At 58.6% G+C, this 15,942-nt stretch carries 13 protein-coding genes and 1 tRNA gene; 3 read left to right on the forward strand and 11 right to left on the reverse strand.

The annotated features are described in order from the left end of the window. Positions 1-99: 99 nt before the first annotated feature. Entirely contained in the window at positions 100-1,449 is a 1,350-nt protein-coding gene (locus IEW65_RS13530; protein ID WP_188640009.1) for a Glu/Leu/Phe/Val family dehydrogenase, read from the reverse strand. 115 nt (positions 1,450-1,564) lie between these two features. Between IEW65_RS13530 and IEW65_RS13535 the strand changes: the two genes are divergently transcribed. Then, positions 1,565-2,566, forward strand: a complete 1,002-nt coding sequence (locus IEW65_RS13535; protein WP_188640010.1) for a DUF1853 family protein — start codon at positions 1,565-1,567, stop codon at positions 2,564-2,566. A 10-nt stretch (positions 2,567-2,576) separates the two neighbouring features. Here the strand turns inward: IEW65_RS13535 and proB are convergent, their stop codons facing one another. The 4 genes from proB to rplU all read right to left on the reverse strand — a co-directional run bounded on the left by proB (position 2,577) and on the right by rplU (position 5,737). Further along, positions 2,577-3,737 (reverse strand): glutamate 5-kinase, encoded by a 1,161-nt coding sequence (gene proB, locus IEW65_RS13540; RefSeq protein WP_229755576.1) that lies wholly within the window; start codon positions 3,735-3,737, stop codon positions 2,577-2,579. 39 nt (positions 3,738-3,776) lie between these two features. Further along, the gene (gene cgtA, locus IEW65_RS13545) at positions 3,777-4,967 is read right to left on the reverse strand and encodes an Obg family GTPase CgtA (RefSeq protein ID WP_089674895.1); all 1,191 of its coding nucleotides are present in this window, start codon (positions 4,965-4,967) and stop codon (positions 3,777-3,779) included. A gap of 170 nt (positions 4,968-5,137) precedes the next feature. Continuing rightward, positions 5,138-5,395 carry a 50S ribosomal protein L27 gene (gene rpmA / locus IEW65_RS13550; protein WP_030071394.1) on the reverse strand — a complete coding sequence of 86 codons (258 nt, stop codon included), beginning with the start codon at positions 5,393-5,395 and terminating at the stop codon, positions 5,138-5,140. Between the two features lie 30 nt (positions 5,396-5,425). Beyond that, the gene (gene rplU / locus IEW65_RS13555) at positions 5,426-5,737 is read right to left on the reverse strand and encodes a 50S ribosomal protein L21 (protein ID WP_016915863.1); all 312 of its coding nucleotides are present in this window, start codon (positions 5,735-5,737) and stop codon (positions 5,426-5,428) included. A 285-nt stretch (positions 5,738-6,022) separates the two neighbouring features. On the opposite strand from rplU, the gene ispB reads away from it, so the two are divergent. Then, complete coding sequence (gene ispB, locus IEW65_RS13560) at positions 6,023-7,027, forward strand: octaprenyl diphosphate synthase (RefSeq protein ID WP_188640011.1); 1,005 nt, start codon at positions 6,023-6,025, stop codon at positions 7,025-7,027. Positions 7,028-7,137: 110 nt separating this feature from the next. After that, positions 7,138-7,214, forward strand: a tRNA-Pro gene (locus IEW65_RS13565). Positions 7,215-7,277: 63 nt separating this feature from the next. Here IEW65_RS13565 and IEW65_RS13570 read toward each other — a convergent pair. The 6 genes from IEW65_RS13570 to IEW65_RS13595 all read right to left on the reverse strand — a co-directional run bounded on the left by IEW65_RS13570 (position 7,278) and on the right by IEW65_RS13595 (position 15,928). Continuing rightward, positions 7,278-8,057, reverse strand: coding sequence for a sulfite exporter TauE/SafE family protein (locus IEW65_RS13570; protein WP_188640012.1), 780 nt, complete (start codon positions 8,055-8,057; stop codon positions 7,278-7,280). Between the two features lie 44 nt (positions 8,058-8,101). Continuing rightward, positions 8,102-10,363: an ATP-dependent DNA helicase gene (locus IEW65_RS13575; RefSeq protein WP_188640174.1), complete on the reverse strand. Its 2,262-nt coding sequence runs from the start codon at positions 10,361-10,363 to the stop codon at positions 8,102-8,104. Next, positions 10,360-12,039 carry a VRR-NUC domain-containing protein gene (locus IEW65_RS13580; protein ID WP_188640013.1) on the reverse strand — a complete coding sequence of 560 codons (1,680 nt, stop codon included), beginning with the start codon at positions 12,037-12,039 and terminating at the stop codon, positions 10,360-10,362. Before IEW65_RS13580 ends, IEW65_RS13575 begins: the two co-directional genes overlap by 4 nt. Positions 12,040-12,071: 32 nt before the next feature. Next, the gene (locus IEW65_RS13585) at positions 12,072-12,461 is read right to left on the reverse strand and encodes a hypothetical protein (RefSeq protein WP_188640014.1); all 390 of its coding nucleotides are present in this window, start codon (positions 12,459-12,461) and stop codon (positions 12,072-12,074) included. Positions 12,462-12,570: 109 nt separating this feature from the next. Next, a complete protein-coding gene (locus tag IEW65_RS13590; protein ID WP_188640015.1) occupies positions 12,571-13,614 on the reverse strand; it encodes a histone deacetylase family protein in 1,044 nt (347 codons plus the stop codon). Positions 13,615-13,672: 58 nt separating this feature from the next. Beyond that, the gene (locus IEW65_RS13595) at positions 13,673-15,928 is read right to left on the reverse strand and encodes a sensor domain-containing phosphodiesterase (protein ID WP_188640016.1); all 2,256 of its coding nucleotides are present in this window, start codon (positions 15,926-15,928) and stop codon (positions 13,673-13,675) included. Between the last annotated feature and the right edge of the window lie 14 nt (positions 15,929-15,942).

The raw sequence follows: 15,942 nt of genomic DNA on the forward strand, positions 1-15,942 counted from the left end.
TATCTCTTTGAGCAGTGCAGCGGGCCTTCGGGCCCGCTGCTTGTTTCTGCCTATCCTCTATCTTCTACTCTCTATCCTCTAGCCACGACCGAACGGGCACTAACGGCAGTCTTGGCAGTTGCCCCGAGCCATAATGGCCTCTGCGATACGCTCGATGCCTTGACGATAAGCCGCTTGGCGGTAGGTGACCTGATCTTTTTCAGCGCGCTGCAGCACCCGTTTGGCCTCTTCGCCTAACCGTGCATCCAAGCGCTGATGCACCTCTTCTTCTTTCCACGTCTCTCCTGCGCGGTTTTGCAGCCACTCGAAATAGCTCACAATGACACCGCCTGTGTTCGCCACTACGTCAGGCAACACCGGAACGCCGCGCTTCTCCAGCGCCGAATCCGCATCGCTGGTGAGTGGCCCATTGGCAATTTCAAGCACGGCCCCCGCTTTTACATTCCCCACGTTGTCGCGGTGCAGCTGGTTTTCCAACGCAGCCAGAACCAGCACATCGACCTCTAACGCGAGCAAATCATCGCCGGATAGCGCCTTGCCTTGCTGACTTTTTGCAAGCTTGCCTTGTTGGGTTTTATCCTTTTTAGCAGCGTCTACATCTATGCCATCGGCGTTATAAATGGCTCCGCTGGAATCCGAGATCGCCACGACTCGATAGCCGCGTTGGCTAGCCAAGCGAGCAAAATGGTAGGCCGCATTGCCGAACCCCTGCACCGCCAGCGTGGTATCTTCCGGCTGGCGTTCTTCACGCTCTGCCCACAGATCCAACACGGTCAGTGCGCCACGCCCGGTCGCTTCTACACGCCCCGGTGAGCCGCCAAGCGACAGCGGCTTACCAGTAATGGCAGCCGGTGCCTGGGCACGCAGAATATGTTCGTACTCATCAATCATCCAGCCCATCACGGTGGCATCGGTGTTGACATCGGGGGCAGGAATATCTCGGTCAGGGCCCATGATGTCGGCAATCGCACGAATATAGCCCCGCGCCAAGCGCTCACGCTCTAACGAAGAGAGCGCCTTGGCATCCACCTGCACGCCACCTTTGCCGCCGCCATAGGGCAACCCCACCACGGCACACTTCACCGCCATCCAAAAGCTTAAGGTGGTCACTTCATGCTGATTCACATCAGGGTGAAAGCGCACACCGCCCTTAGCCGGGCCGAGACTGGTGTCGTACTGCACCCGCCACGCGGGAAATGCCTTCAGGCTGCCATCGTCCATGCGTACCGGAACGCTCACCTGTAGCGAGAGGCTTGGCTGCATCAATCGCGCCTGGGCATCGGGGTGAATATCCAGCGCTTTAAACACCTCTTCCAGGCGCGAGCGAGCATCCTCAAACAGCGCCGCCCCTGTCTCTGGCGTTAGCTGCTGAGGCGCATTCGTGGGGGACGTTTTGGCCGAGGATTTTTTGGCTTTCGTTTTGTGCTTTTTCGACTTCGTACTGCCCATGCAACACTCCTTTGCGGTATCTAAGGGATTTTATTGGCATCGCGCGATAATGTGTTTAGCGTAGCAGCAAGCGGCTATATCAGTCGTATATCAAGCCGGTTGATAGGAGAGACTTTTGACGACCTCCGCCGAAGGTGTCAGCGATGGGATTCACAACGCGGTGCTGCGCGATATAGCGTGGCTCTTAGAAACGCCCGATTTAGTCTCCCTTGGCCACTATCCTGGCCGCCCGCCCCCCTCAACGCTGGGTCTTGCGGAGAGACCTTGGGCTTGGATCAACACCCTATTGCCACAGGTAGAAGCGCTTAATGGCAAGCTGGCCACACGCATGGGCCATTACCACGAACGGCTGTGGCAACTGCTATTGGATAACGCGCCTAACACTCGCCTGCTGGCTAACAACCTACGCATTCATCAGCGCCGCATCACGCTAGGCGAGCTGGATATGCTCTACCGTACGCGCAAAAACCCTGCGCCTGTGCACTTAGAAGTCGCGATTAAATTTTATCTGGGCCTACCGGAAGGGCCAGGAGAAGCCACCAGCCAAAGCCGCTGGATTGGCCCTGGCGGTTTGGATAGCTTGGCGTTGAAATGCAGCCATCTGCTCCATCACCAGTTGCCGCTCTCCCGTACTCCGGGAGCGCTGGCCAATATCACTCATTGGCTAGCGCCAAGGGATGTCGGCGAAACGGCTGCACTAAGTGACCACTTGACCCAACAGCTCGCCATGCCCGGCGTGCTGTTTTATCCATGGCAGGCCAACTTGCCACCCCCTGCCGGCGCAACGGCCGAGCATCGGCGTGGGTGGTGGTGTCATCAACACGCCTGGCCCCGCGTGGCCGAACGCTACAGTTCGGCGCTACAGGTCGCTTGGCTAGCAAAGCCCCATTGGTTAGCGCCGCCAACGCTCGACGCGTTTGGCCGCGCTGATGAACAGATGGCGGACGTAATGGAACAGGTAAACCGCTACGGGCCGCAGCAAGTAATGCTGTACGACCCGAAGGGAGAAGAGAGCTGCCGGGAAGAGAGTTGCCAGGAGAGACCGCTCACGCGGCTGATGGTGGTACCCAACGACTGGCCGCGCCAGGTACCGCTACCGCCTAAACGGCGTGGTTAATCCACCCGCCTTATACCACCACGAGATTATCGCGATGAATCAGCTCGTGGGCTTCCACGTAGCCGAGGATGGCTTCGATTTGATGGCTTGGCTGGCCCGCTAGCTGGCGCGCCTCGTCGGCCCCGTAGTTGACCAAGCCCTTGGCCACGCGAGTGCCCTGCTCATCGACACACAGCACCATGTCGCCGCGCTTGAAACTGCCCTGCACGTCACGAACGCCCACCGCCAGCAGGCTGGAGCCTTTGCCGCGCAGCACGTTGACCGCGCCCGCATCCAGCACCAGGGTGCCGCGCACCTGAAGCTGGCCTGCCAGCCAGCGCTTGCGCGCCGCCATGGGGGCTTGGTCAGGGCGCAGCAGCGTGCCGAGTGCTTCACCGTTCATCACCCGAGTAATCACCTCCGGCTGGCGGCCGCTGGCAATCACGGTCACCGCGCCGGAACGCGCCGCGAGCTGGGCAGCGCGTACCTTAGTGCTCATACCGCCCCGGCCCAGCGCCCCACCGCTGCCTGCCACGGCGGCCAAGCGCGGGTCGTCGGCACGCCCTTCAGCGATCAGCGTGGCGTCAGGGTTGTGGCGGGGGTCAGCGTCGAACAGGCCTTCTTGGTCGGTGAGCAGCACCAGCGCATCGGCTTCCAGCAGGTTCGCCACAAGCGCGCCGAGGGTGTCGTTATCGCCAAAGCGGATCTCGTCGGTGACGACGGTATCGTTTTCGTTGATCACCGGCACCACGCGCATCTCAACCAGCGTGCGCAGCGCCGAGAGCGCGTTCAGGTAGCGCTTGCGGTTAGAGAGGTCGTCGTGGGTGAGCAGAATCTGCGCGGTGAGCATGCCGTGGCGCGCAAAGTGCTGCTCGTAGCACTGAGTCAGGCCATTTTGACCCACGGCAGCCGCCGCCTGAAGCTCGTGCACGGCGCTCGGGCGCGCCTGCCAGCCCAAACGCACCATGCCGGCGGCCACCGCACCAGAGGAGACCAGCACCACCTCTTTACCCTGCTGATGCAGGGCGGCAATTTGATCCACCCAGCCACCAATGGCCGCTTCATCCAGACCGCGACCATCATTAGTGAGCAGCGCGCTGCCAATTTTGACCACCACCCGGCGGGCGCTACTCAGCGCCTCACGGCCCGGCAACTGCTCGTTGCTTTCCACGTCGCGACTCTCCCACACCATTGCGCTCACGCGATTGATCGTTCCCAGAACGCCTTCTGCTTACGGGGCGTACTCCACTTCGACATCGTAATCATCGTCGTCGAAATCGTCATCGTCTTCTTCATCATCGCGCTTACGACGACGGCCAAGGCGGGCTTCGGTACGGGCCACCGACTCCTCTTCCATGCGGCGACGCATCTCCTGCTCGCGGGCATGGGCCTCTTCGTCTTCGTTTTCCAAGCGCTGCTGCTCGGTGAGCCAGCGGTAGGCGGCTTGCACCAGCTTGTCGGTGCCTTCACTGCTGATCGCTGAAATACGGAACACGGGGCCATCCCAGTTCAGCGCATCAATGATCGCCTGGGCGCGCGCCTCACGCTCCTCTTCTGGCAGCAGGTCGAACTTGTTCAGCACCAGCCAACGAGGTCGCTCAGACAGCGCCGGAGAGAACTGGCCCAGCTCGTGAATAATCGCCTGCGCGGCTTCCACCGGATCGGACTCATCAAACGGCGCCACATCGACCACGTGGAACAGCAGACGCGTGCGGGTCAGGTGCTTCAAGAAGCGCAGCCCCAGGCCAGCGCCGTCAGAGGCACCTTCAATCAACCCAGGTACATCGGCCATTACAAAGTGCTCGTGCATCCCCAGCTTCACCACGCCCAGGTTTGGCACCAGGGTGGTGAACGGGTAGTTGGCTACTTTGGGCTTGGCCGCAGAGACCGAACGAATCAGCGTCGACTTACCGGCGTTGGGCATGCCGAGCAGGCCCACGTCTGCCATCACTTTCATTTCCAGGCGCAGGTTACGACGGTCGCCTTCGGTGCCCGGCGTGGTGCGGCGCGGTGCACGGTTGGTAGAGGATTTAAAGTGAATATTCCCCAATCCACGGCGGCCGCCTTCTGCTACCAGCACGACCTGACCAATTTCGGTCACGTCGGCAATCACCTCAAGGGTGTCTTCATCAATCACCGTGGTGCCCACCGGCACTTTTACGTGCAGGTCTTCCCCGGCTTTACCACTCATCTGACGGCCCATGCCGCCTTGCCCATTTTCAGCTTTGTAGAACCGCTGAAATTTAAAATCAATCAAGGTGTTGAGCGAATCATCACCAATCAGATAAACGCTGCCACCGTGGCCGCCATCGCCACCATCGGGGCCACCTTTGGGCACATATTTCTCGCGGCGAAAGCTCAGACAGCCATTGCCGCCTTTACCTGCCTCAACAATAATCGAGGCTTCATCGACGAACTGCATTGGATTCTCCCGGCCGCTTCCGCCGCCCTCACTACACTATCCCCACCCGCCTTATGCGGGCAAAAGGGATCGAAAAGACAAAAAAGCCCCGCCATGGCGGGGCTTTTCTTTCGTCATCTTCGCACTGCGTAAGCCACACAAATCAACTTACACAAAGCAACCGAGGTTGCTTAGGCAGAAACGATGCTAACGAATTTACGGTTGTTCGGACCTTTGGTCTCGAACTTCACGAAGCCGTCGTTCAGAGCGAACAGCGTGTGATCACGACCTAAGCCAACGCCCGTGCCCGCGTGGAAACGAGTGCCGCGCTGACGAACGATGATGTTACCCGCAGTTGCCGCTTGGCCACCGAAGAGTTTTACACCAAGGCGTTTGGATTCGGAATCACGGCCGTTACGCGTGGAGCCGGCTGCCTTTTTATGTGCCATTGCAAAATCCTCCTAAAGGGAATTGGCTGCTTACGCAGAAATTCCGGTAATTTTGACTTCAGTGAACCACTGACGGTGGCCCTGACGCTTCATGTGGTGCTTCCGGCGGCGGAACTTGATGATCGTTACTTTATCGCCACGGCCGTGGGAAACGATCTCGGCGGAAACTTTGGCACCGCTGATGAAAGGTGCGCCAATGTTAACGTCGTCGCCGTCTGCAACCAGCAGCACTTCATCAAACTCAATCGTTTCGCCGGTGGCGACTTCGATTTTCTCGAGCTTGAGGGTCTGACCTTCCTGAACGCGGTACTGTTTGCCACCGCTTTTGATAACTGCGTACATGTCGCTCTCCGGACTTGTCGTTAATGCCAGTTACGCCCCGCGTAACCAACGCTCATCGCCTTCCGCTCTTATCGACCTGCTGCGAGTGGCGCCTCTTTTGGCAACCATCTGACAGGGAGCATGATGAGTGGGTCGCGGATTATAACGACTATCGACACTTACCACAAGGCCACGGGGGCTTGTCAATCATCCTGACATTTACCTGGCACGGCTATACCTTGACGCCTTACAGGCAGCCCCATAGCATGACCCCCACTCTCTTACCTGCCGCGATGAACGGAACCCATGACAGCCAACGTCTCCCCAACCCCGCCTGCCAGCCCAACGCCTTCACCGCTGCACGCCGTGGTGGCCGATGATTTTGATGCCGTCAATCGCACCATTGTTGAGCAACTCAATTCCAAAGTGCCGCTGGTGGAAACCATTGGCCAGTACATTATTGAAAGCGGCGGTAAACGCCTACGCCCGCTACTGGTGCTGCTGGCGGCCCGCTCACTGGGCTATGAAGGCGACAAACACATTACCCTCGCCACGCTGATTGAGTTTATGCACACCTCCACTCTGCTCCACGACGATGTGGTGGATGAGTCGCATATGCGCCGGGGCAAAAAAACCGCCAACGACGCCTGGGGCAATGCACCTTCGGTACTGGTGGGTGATTTTCTCTACTCGCGCTCGTTCCAGATGATGGTGAACGTGGGCTCCATGCGCATCATGGCGATCCTCTCTGGCGCGACCTGCGTGATTGCGGAAGGCGAAGTACTGCAGTTGACGAACATTGGCAACCCCGGCATTTCCGAAGCGGACTACTTTGAGACCATCCAGGGCAAAACCGCGATGCTGTTTGAAGCCGCTTCCCACAGCGGTGCGGTGTTGGCCGAGGCTACGCCAGAGCAGGAGCGCGCCTTGCAGCATTATGGCCGCTACCTGGGCCTGGCTTTCCAACTGATCGACGACCTGCTGGACTACCAAGGCGACGCCGAGGCAATGGGCAAAAACGTTGGCGACGACTTGGCCGAAGGCAAGCCCACGCTACCGCTCATTCACGCCATGGAGCGTGGCACTCCTGAGCAGGCCAAGCTGATTCGTCAGGTGATTCGTAAAGGCGGTCTTGAGCAGCTAGACGATGTACTGGCGATTATTCATGACACCGGCGCCCTTGCGTACACCCGCGCACGGGCAGAAGAGATGGCGGACAAAGCACTGGCTGAGCTAGATGCCCTGCCCCCCAGCCCTTATCGCGACAGCATGGCCCAACTTGCCCGCTTAGCCGTTGATCGCCAAGCCTAATCGCCAACGCCCTTCACGTTGCACAAAGCGAGGGCGTGAAAAAGAGGCTTGAAAAAAGCCCTTCGCCTGCGTATGATTCGTCCCGTTGTTGAGCACGCCTCAGCAACTTTCGGAATATAGCTCAGCTTGGTAGAGCGCTGCCTTCGGGAGGCAGAGGTCGTAGGTTCGAATCCTGCTATTCCGACCAAGAATTCAATGAAAACGGCCACTTAGCTCTCAGAGCAGGTGGCCGTTTTTGTTTGTGTGCAGGTTAACCCGGCGGGTGAATCAGCCCCACCACACTGACCACAATCAGCACTGCGCCCAATACGCGAAAAAACAGCCCCGTATCAGCATTGAGCAGGTAGCGGTGGGCCTTTTCGCCAAGCAAGTGGCCGATAAAGGCGCAGGGCAAAAGCCAGAGCTGGTGGATCAGCTGTAGGTCAACGCCTGCGATCACAAACGACACCATCTTGATCACTACCAGAATAAACCACAGCACAAACATGGTGTCGCGCAGCTGCTCTTTCGCGACGTGAGTAGCGAACACCGCCACAATCAGCGGTGCCCCAATCAGCGACGTGCCACTCACATAGCCCCCCAACCCAAGCAACACGTAATCCACGTATTTGTTGTTGCTTCTAAACGGTTTATTCAACACATAGCCAATGGCATAGATGATCACAATGCCGAAGATAATGCTGGTCATGACATTGGCGGGCAGAGTGAGCAGACCCACCACGCCTATCAATTTGGGCACCATCATGATCTTGAGCGCTTTGCCTAAATAGCGCCAATCGATATTGCTCTGCACCGCCGCGCCGCTGCCCGCCTGCTGTAACTGGCGATGGCCGTTCCAGGCAATCCAACTGGAAAATATCAGCAAGTGGATGGCAATAATGGGTAGGAAGACCAGCGGCTCATTGACCACGAGCAGCAGAAATGGGAGCGCTAACACCGCGCCGCCAAAGCCTAAACTCGTGCGAACAAAGCCGCTCCAGGCAAAGATCAGCCCAATCAGAGCGTACTGATACCACAGTAAATCAGCCATAGCGTGGGTAGAGGTCCTAGCAGTAATGAATCAGCAGTGATGGATCAGCCCAGCTGCCACCAGCGCGGCAGCTGGGCGCGCACTCGGGCTTGGGCAAAACGATCATCCATTAATACCACAACCCCTTCATCCTGGGGGCTACGGATCACCCTGCCTGCGGCCTGGACGACTTTGATCATACCGGGGATGCGGTAGGTGTAGTCATCGCCCTGGCCAAAGCGTGTTTGCAAGCGCGCTTTTAGCGCTTCATTGAAATCGTTAAAGGGTGGCAAACCCAATGTGGCCACAAAGGCACCGATTAACCGCTCACCGGGAAGGTCAATGCCCTCCGCAAAGGCACCGCCCAACACGGCAAAACCGATGCCTTTACCGCCGGGCGTAAAGCGCGCTAAAAACGCCTCGCGCTCGGCTTCCTGCATACTGCGTGTTTGCGCAAACACCGTAACCTCAGGGTGCGCCTGCTCAAACGCCCGCATCACCTGTTCTAGGTAAGCAAAGCTGCTGAAAAAGGCTAAATAGTGGCCCGGCGTGCGCCGATACTGCTCTGCCAGCGTAGCGACGATGGGCGTTACCGACGCAACACGATGGTGATAGCGCGTGGAAATATCCGTACGTAGCTGCACCTCTAGCTGGCGGGCGACAAAGGGCGAATCCACCTCGCGCCATACGCTCTGTTCGGGCAGGCCAAGCAAATCACGGTAGTAATGGAAAGGCGACAGCGTGGCGGAAAACAGCACCGTGCAGTGGGCACGCTTAAAACGCGGGGCGAGAAAGTCCGCGGGGATCACATTGCGCAGCCCGAGCACCGCACTCCCTTTGCCCTGACTCTCCAGATCGCACAGGGAATGGTCGCCAAACGATTCCGCTAAACGGCAGAACGCCAGCGCTTCAAACAGCAGCTCTTGCAGCGCTTGGCTCGCCCCTTCGGGATGCTCGACTAAGTAATCGGTGATCGCCCCGGCCAGGGTGTGCAGGGCACTCACCAGCTTGGTGGGCAACGCTTCCAGCAAGTGGTAACGCCGCTCCGGCGCTTGGGCGGCTGCCTCTTTGTTGAGCGCCTGCCACTGCCTGCCCAGTCTCGCCAGCGGCTTGGCTAAGGCGGGCGGGGAGTGGCGGCGCAGGTAGCTCAAGCGCTGCTGGGAGAGCGCGGCGCTGTACATGCCGCGGGCACGCTCTACCAAGTTATGCGCCTCATCCACCAACAGCCCCACCCGCGAGTCGTTGGCCTGGGCAAGCCCATGCAGCAGCGCGTGGCTATCAAACCAGTGGTTCACATCCCCCACCGCCACATCGGCCCAGCGGGCCAGCTCCTGGCCTAAGTAGTAAGGGCAGACCTGATGCGCCAGCGCCACCTCGCGCAGCGCATCGCGCGCTAGCCAGCCTTGTTCCACCGCCGCTTGGCGGGCAGCGGGTAGGCGGTCGTAAAACCCTTTTGCCAGAGGGCAAGTATCGCCCTGGCAGGCGTTACCGGGGTACTCGCAGGCTTTATCACGGGCCACCAGCTCCAGCACCCGCAGCGGCTGCGCGGGGGCGTCTAAGCTTGCCAGCGCATCTAACGCTAAGCGGCGGCCAGGGGTTTTCATGGTGAGAAAAGCAAGGCGGTCGAGGCGCTGGCGGGGCATCGCAGAGAGCATGGGAAACAGCGTGCCCAGGGTTTTGCCAATGCCGGTAGGTGCTTGAGCCAGCAGGCAGCGCCCGGTGCTGGCGGCTTTAAATACATCCTCGGCCAACGCTCGCTGGCCTGGGCGAAAATCCACGTGGGGAAAGGTCAGCGTGGCGAGCCATTCATCGCGGCGCTGGCGGTGGGCAGCCTCCTGCTCGGCCCAGGCTAAAAAGCGTTGGCACTGGTCAGCAAAAAACGCCGCTAGCTCCTCGGCACTGGCATCCAGCGTCAGTCGTGTTTCCTGGCCGCTGGCAATATCCAAGTACACCAGCGCCAGCGTGATGCGTGCAAGGCCACGCTCGGCGCAGAGCAGCGCACCGTATACCTTCACCTGGGCCCAGTGCAGCGCCCGCTGGTTATCTGCCATGCGCGTTAGGCTGCTGCGATGGGTCTTGACCTCTTCGACACAGTTGGCCGCCACATCGAAGCCATCGGCGCGGCCCGTCACCCTTAGCCCCTGATATTCGCCGGAGAGCGGCAGTTCAGCTAAGTAGCCCGCTATGTTTTCCCGCCGTTTGGCTACCAGCGCGTGGCCTTCAATGCCCTCTTGGGCACTGGGAGCGGGAGTAAAACGGTGGTCGAGGTCGCCTTGGCGTGCAGTGAAATCGCACAACGTACGCACCGCGACCCGGTAGTGGCTCATAGAGTAGGCAGCCAGCGCACGTGGCATACCTCCACCGGCATCTCGTGGCGGCAGAAGAAATCAATCCAGCGGCGCTGGTTATCTTGCAGGCGGTCGCCTGGGCCTTTCACTTCGATCATGCGGTAGCGAGGCTCCCCGGCGGGCGCATCGGGCATTAGCTGAATAAGATCCGGCAGGCCCGCCCGGTTACGCTTAAGATCCTTCAGCAAGCGGGTAAAGCAAGCACGTAAATGCGCGGCAGGCAGGCACGTGAGCGCCGTCGATAACAGCGGCTCACTCAACATACCCCAATGCACAAACGGTGAGGTAATCCCCTGCTTGGCCTCCCACGTGGCTCTTATCGTCTCGCGGTAGCGCCCGTCGTCTAACTGCGCCAAACAGGCGTCGATGTCTGCTTGGCGCTGGCGAACAAAGTCCTCGCGGTATAAATCCGCAGGCCCACTGTGGAACGGGTGAAAAAACGCCCCTGGCAGCGGTTTAAAAATCGCCGGCCAGAGCAACAGGCCAAACAGCCCGGTGATCAGGCTGTTTTCCACATAGAACACCGGAGCACTGGCGGTGGATAAGTGTTCGGCAACGGCACGCTCTACCGACTGCGGGCCAGGGAGTTCGAGCACGTAGGTCGGGGCATCGGCGGCTTTCACGGCCTGGGGTGCAGGCTGGTTCAGCTTGCGCGCCAAGCGCGGCAACAAGCGCCCAAGCGCTTGGGTTTCGCTCTCTCCCGCCTGCCCTTGCGCGGTCTGGGCAAGTTCATAAGCCTCGTGGTAACGGCCTAACCGCTCTAACACCCGCAGCCTGCGAATGCGTGCCTCGCTATTGGCCGATTCGGCGTACAGCAAAAGCGCTTGCTCTGCTTCACCGCTGCGCTCTGCCGCTTGCCCGAGAGTAAGCAGCAGCCGCGAGCGGCGTGCAGCTAGCCAGCGGTTGTCGGAGGCCGCGGGCACATCTGCCGCCAGCCGTTGAGGAAGCTCACCGTTTTCCAGGCGTTCGCGCAGGTGGTGCAGTGTTAGGTAGGTATCCACCTCATCTCGGTGCTGAAAGGCCCGTGACGCGGCGGTAAGCGGCACCTGCTCAAAACGCTGCAAGCCTAGCTCGGTGAGCACAAACTCGGCCCAATCCTGGCGTAAGTTGCCAAAGAACATCAGCCGCAGGCGGTCGCAGAGCGCCATGATGTTAAGGCGCACGATGCTCGTCGTGGCCGTTGGCCACCACTGCCGCAGGGGGTGTAAATCGGTAAGCACCGGCGTGACCGCCGCCTGAAGTGCCGTCTTTGTGGCGTTGGGGGGCAGGTTTAATGTCCGCAGCTGGCTGTTCAAGGCAAGGCGCAGCTCGCTAAGGCGCAACAGCCGACATAGCTCATCCACGTTTAACAGCGGCGCGTCGTCCACCCAGCCCAACGCCAGCAGCGGCGCTAACGCCTGCGCAGTATCGCCAATCTCGGCATAGCTTAATTTATCAGTACGAAACAGCTCGCCTTTGCGCATGACCATACGCACCAACAGCGCTTGAGACGGCTGGGGCAGCGCCTGCCATTGCTGAAGCAGATCGCGTTCCTCTGCGTTCAGCAGATCGCTATGACGAGACTGCACCCACGCGACGACGTAGCGAAAATTCACTAGATAATAGAAAGGGTCATCTAACGAGGCGGTGGCCGGAGCGGCAGGAGCACTGTGCATGCATCCATTGTAACAGTGCTGATCGCTGTGGGTTAACCCACCCGATGCTGATAAAGAACGTCGAGGGCCGACGGTTCGGAGTCAGGCGCATTGTCGCTGGTCTCAGAGGCAGGCAACTTAACCGCACTGGGCGATGCTACCGTCTTGGCAACAGGCGCTTTCCCCCCTACCAACACATACCATTCGGCTTCAGTAAGATAGTGCTGGCACCAGCGGCTCAGGCCATCGGCCACCGTTTCGCGAGGGCAGTCCCCGCCGCGAAACGCGCTGGCCAAGTGCAGCAAATCTTGACGCGCAGTGCGGGCACGGGCGTTTCCCCCGTGCACTTTAGAGAGCGGGCAGCGTCGGTCGTAGGCGGCGTTGGTGAGGGCATTTAGCCAACGCTCCACTTCATGTGCCTGAATACCGCCGTAAACTGCCACGTGCCGCTCCCGCGTTGAACGATCAAGATAAAAAAGAGATAACGACCTATAGCATAGGCCAAAAAGGCATAAGACTGCCCGAATTTCGTGCAACTGTCACCTTAATGCCTTATTTCACGCCCTGTATAGCCTCCTCAAAACCTTGCAATACGTTCACCACGTTGACCCCGATATCCTCAACGGCATAGCCCCCTTCCATCAAAAACACGCAGGGTAGCCCAGCGTTAGCAAGGCGTTTTCCGAGGGCAATAAAGTCGGCATGCTGAAAGGTAAACGCGCTGATCGGGTCACCTTCAAAGATGTCCACGCCCAGCGACACCACCAGCAACTCACACTCCGTCTGCTGGATACGCGCTAGCGCCTCATCCAACGCAGCCATCCACGTGGCAACAGAGGTGCCCGGCGGCAGCGGGTAATTAACCGTGAAGCCTTCACCTGGGCCTTCGCCCGTTTCATCGGCGTAGCCCGAAAAGTAGGGGAAGGTCACGTCAGGGTCGCCGTGGAGCGAGGCGAACAGCACATCGTCGCGGCGATAAAAGATCTGCTGAGTGCCGTTGCCGTGGTGAAAATCCACATCCAAAATCGCCACGCGGCGCTTGCCTGCGTTTAGTGCGCGCTGGGCGGCAATGGCGGCATTGTTAAAAAAGCAGTAGCCGCCAAACTGGTCCACCGCCGCGTGGTGGCCCGGTGGGCGGCACAAGCCAAAGGTCGGCTCGCCGGTGGCCAGGGTATGCTCGATAGCCGCCAGCGCGGTGTCTTTACTCGCCAGAGCAGCGGCAAACGTACCTTCAGTAATGGACGTTTCGGCAGCCAGGGCATAGTAGCCCAACTGGCCGCTCACCGACTGGGGAATGCGGTCGCCACGCATTGTGCGCGCTGGCCAAATGTTGGGAATCGCCTCACCCGCATGGCCCGCCGCTTGCCATGCCTGCCAGCAGTTATCCAGAAACGCCACGTAACCCGCGTCATGCACTTCCAGCACCGGCGCAAGCCCGTAGTCGTTTGGCATGCGTACTTCAAACGAGGCGTTGCTCAACGCCGCGAGCACCAAATCCATTCGCTCCGGGCACTCAAAAGGGGTGACTAATGCGCCATCGTGTAGCTCGCTACGGGCTTGACGTCGACGGCTGCCTTCAGAAAAAAACGTTAACATTGACACTCCTATGGTTGGCTAACCGTTAGCCCCTGGATTCATAGAATAAGCGCACCACCTACTCACTTGAGAGCACCGGCAACGTGTTGAATTGTGCTTGCCACTTATCTGCTAAAACATCGATACAAGAGAGATACTCGTCCAACGGCATGGGTGGCGATAATCCGTAACCCTGTAAATAATCAATGCCTAACGCTTCTAGCAACATGACTTGTTTATCGTTTTCGACAAACTCTGCCACTAAACTGACAGACAATTGTTGCGCCAGTGTACACGTTGCTCTGACAACTTCTCGGTCAAACGCAGAGCTTTCAAGGTCGCGAATAAAGGCACCATCTATTTTGAGCTCTTGGGCATGATACTGTTTAAGATAAGCAAAAGTAGCCCGCCCCGTGCCGAAATCGTCAATCGCTAGGCATACTCCCATGCGCTGTAATTGTTGCAGGCTCAATGATGCCGCTTGGGTATCTTGAATCGTGGCACTTTCCGTTAGCTCTAAACAGAGTCGCTGAGGAGGCCATTCATAGCGGCTCATTAACTCGTCTACCACATCCACCAACCAATCACAGTTCAACGAGTCTCCCGATAAGTTCACCGATACGCTGCTCAACCGATGACCGTTAGGATGTTGCGATAAAGCAAAAAGCGTATTTTCTAATACCCATCGATCCACCTGCGGCATCAGGCCGAACGTTTCGGCAATGGGTAAAAAAGCCTGTGGCGATAACACATGACCATCAATAGATTGCCAGCGCAGCAGTATTTCGCAGCGGCACTGCGTTGGCTCGCGCCGCGACACGATTGGCTGCGCATACAGTAGCAGCTTACCCTGGCGTGTATCTCCACCTAACGCTGCGCGTAGACGGTGTATCCAGGCTGCTTCCTGACTCTGTTGAGCGATTAACTCGGCTGTCGTGCCATGATAATGGTAGAGCGACTCCTGAGGGTTCCTCTGTGCATGGCGACAGGCGGTGAGTAGAAGTGCCGCCATACTGGAAAACTCTGACACCTGAACGTTCGGTAGCATCACCACCGTGATGCCAAGGTGAGTGCCGGGAATTTCCATACCGCTTCTTTCACTGCTCAGCTGCGTCGCTAAGCGTTCTGCTAACGTGCGATGTTGGGCGTTAGGAGTATGCTTCATGACCAGGGCAAATAGACCGGGTCGCAATCTCGCGATTTTGACGATGTCATCAGCGTTCTGGGAGCGCAGTTGATCCGCTATTTGTCGCTCAATGCGCTGTACCGTGTCATCACCCACCAGCGCCACGAGTTCATCCGTGTATGGCAGCTGTACGCCGATCACGCTCACATGCTCAAGCGACAAATGCTGCGCTAATTCTGCCACCCCTAGTTCGTTTGCAAGTCCTGTTACCGGGTCTTTTAGCCGAAGCAGCGTCAAACGACGGCTAGCGGCTTCGGCACTGCGCACAGACTCAATCGATAAAAAGCCCACCAAACTCGCGATAAAGATAACCCACTGCCGATCTAACCATGCCAACACATCGAAGGAAATCGTAGGCTGGGTCGCAAGCGATACATTGACCAATAACCAAAGCGTCACAAACAAGGCGATGGCTGTGCGGGCTAACGTCGAGGGCAGCCAGTACACTGCCATGATCGGCACCGTCACCGCTAGGTACGGCGCACCGAGGTGCCAAAGTGTGGTGCCGTTGCCTAATTGCAGCAGTGCGAGCAGCGCGGATATGGCGACGCCCATCCATAGCCATAATGGCCAGTGCTTGAAATGAATACTCAGAAAGGTGTTTTTAACGCCATAGTGGCAGATCTGCTGGGCAAGTGGAGCAAACAGCAGCACGGACACCGTTTCAGAGAGCCACAGCGCCATCCACAACGATTGGCTAGGCGGGCCATCGCTGAACTGCCATGCACCTAGCCCAGCAAATACGCTGGCGCTCATGAGTGCAATCAGCGGTACGGCCAATAACCGGCGCGCACGATCTCGCCTGACGTGTTGCTGGAGAGAGTGGGATAACCATGCCACCCACAGCAGCATCAGCACAAAGGCCGTCATGCCGACGATAATTTCACCGATGCTATCGCCGCGTACGACATTCCAAACCAACGCGGCCAGCGCAAAGGCAGGCACCCAACGTAGACCACCCACTAAAATAGCGCCATACGCAAGGGCATTGGCCGCCCAAATCGGCGATATCGGCAGCGTACTATCCATCGGCGGGAAGAGCAGCGTTGTGGTCACTGCGGCTAACCACCAAGTGGCAAATGCCAAACAAAGCGGGATACCCCTTCGCTTAGTTAGCCATTCACCGTGGATATGACGTGTCATCCGCATCGATTGCTCCCTCT

The organism is Vreelandella lutescens, assembly GCF_014640815.1.
Lineage (GTDB): Bacteria > Pseudomonadota > Gammaproteobacteria > Pseudomonadales > Halomonadaceae > Vreelandella > Vreelandella lutescens.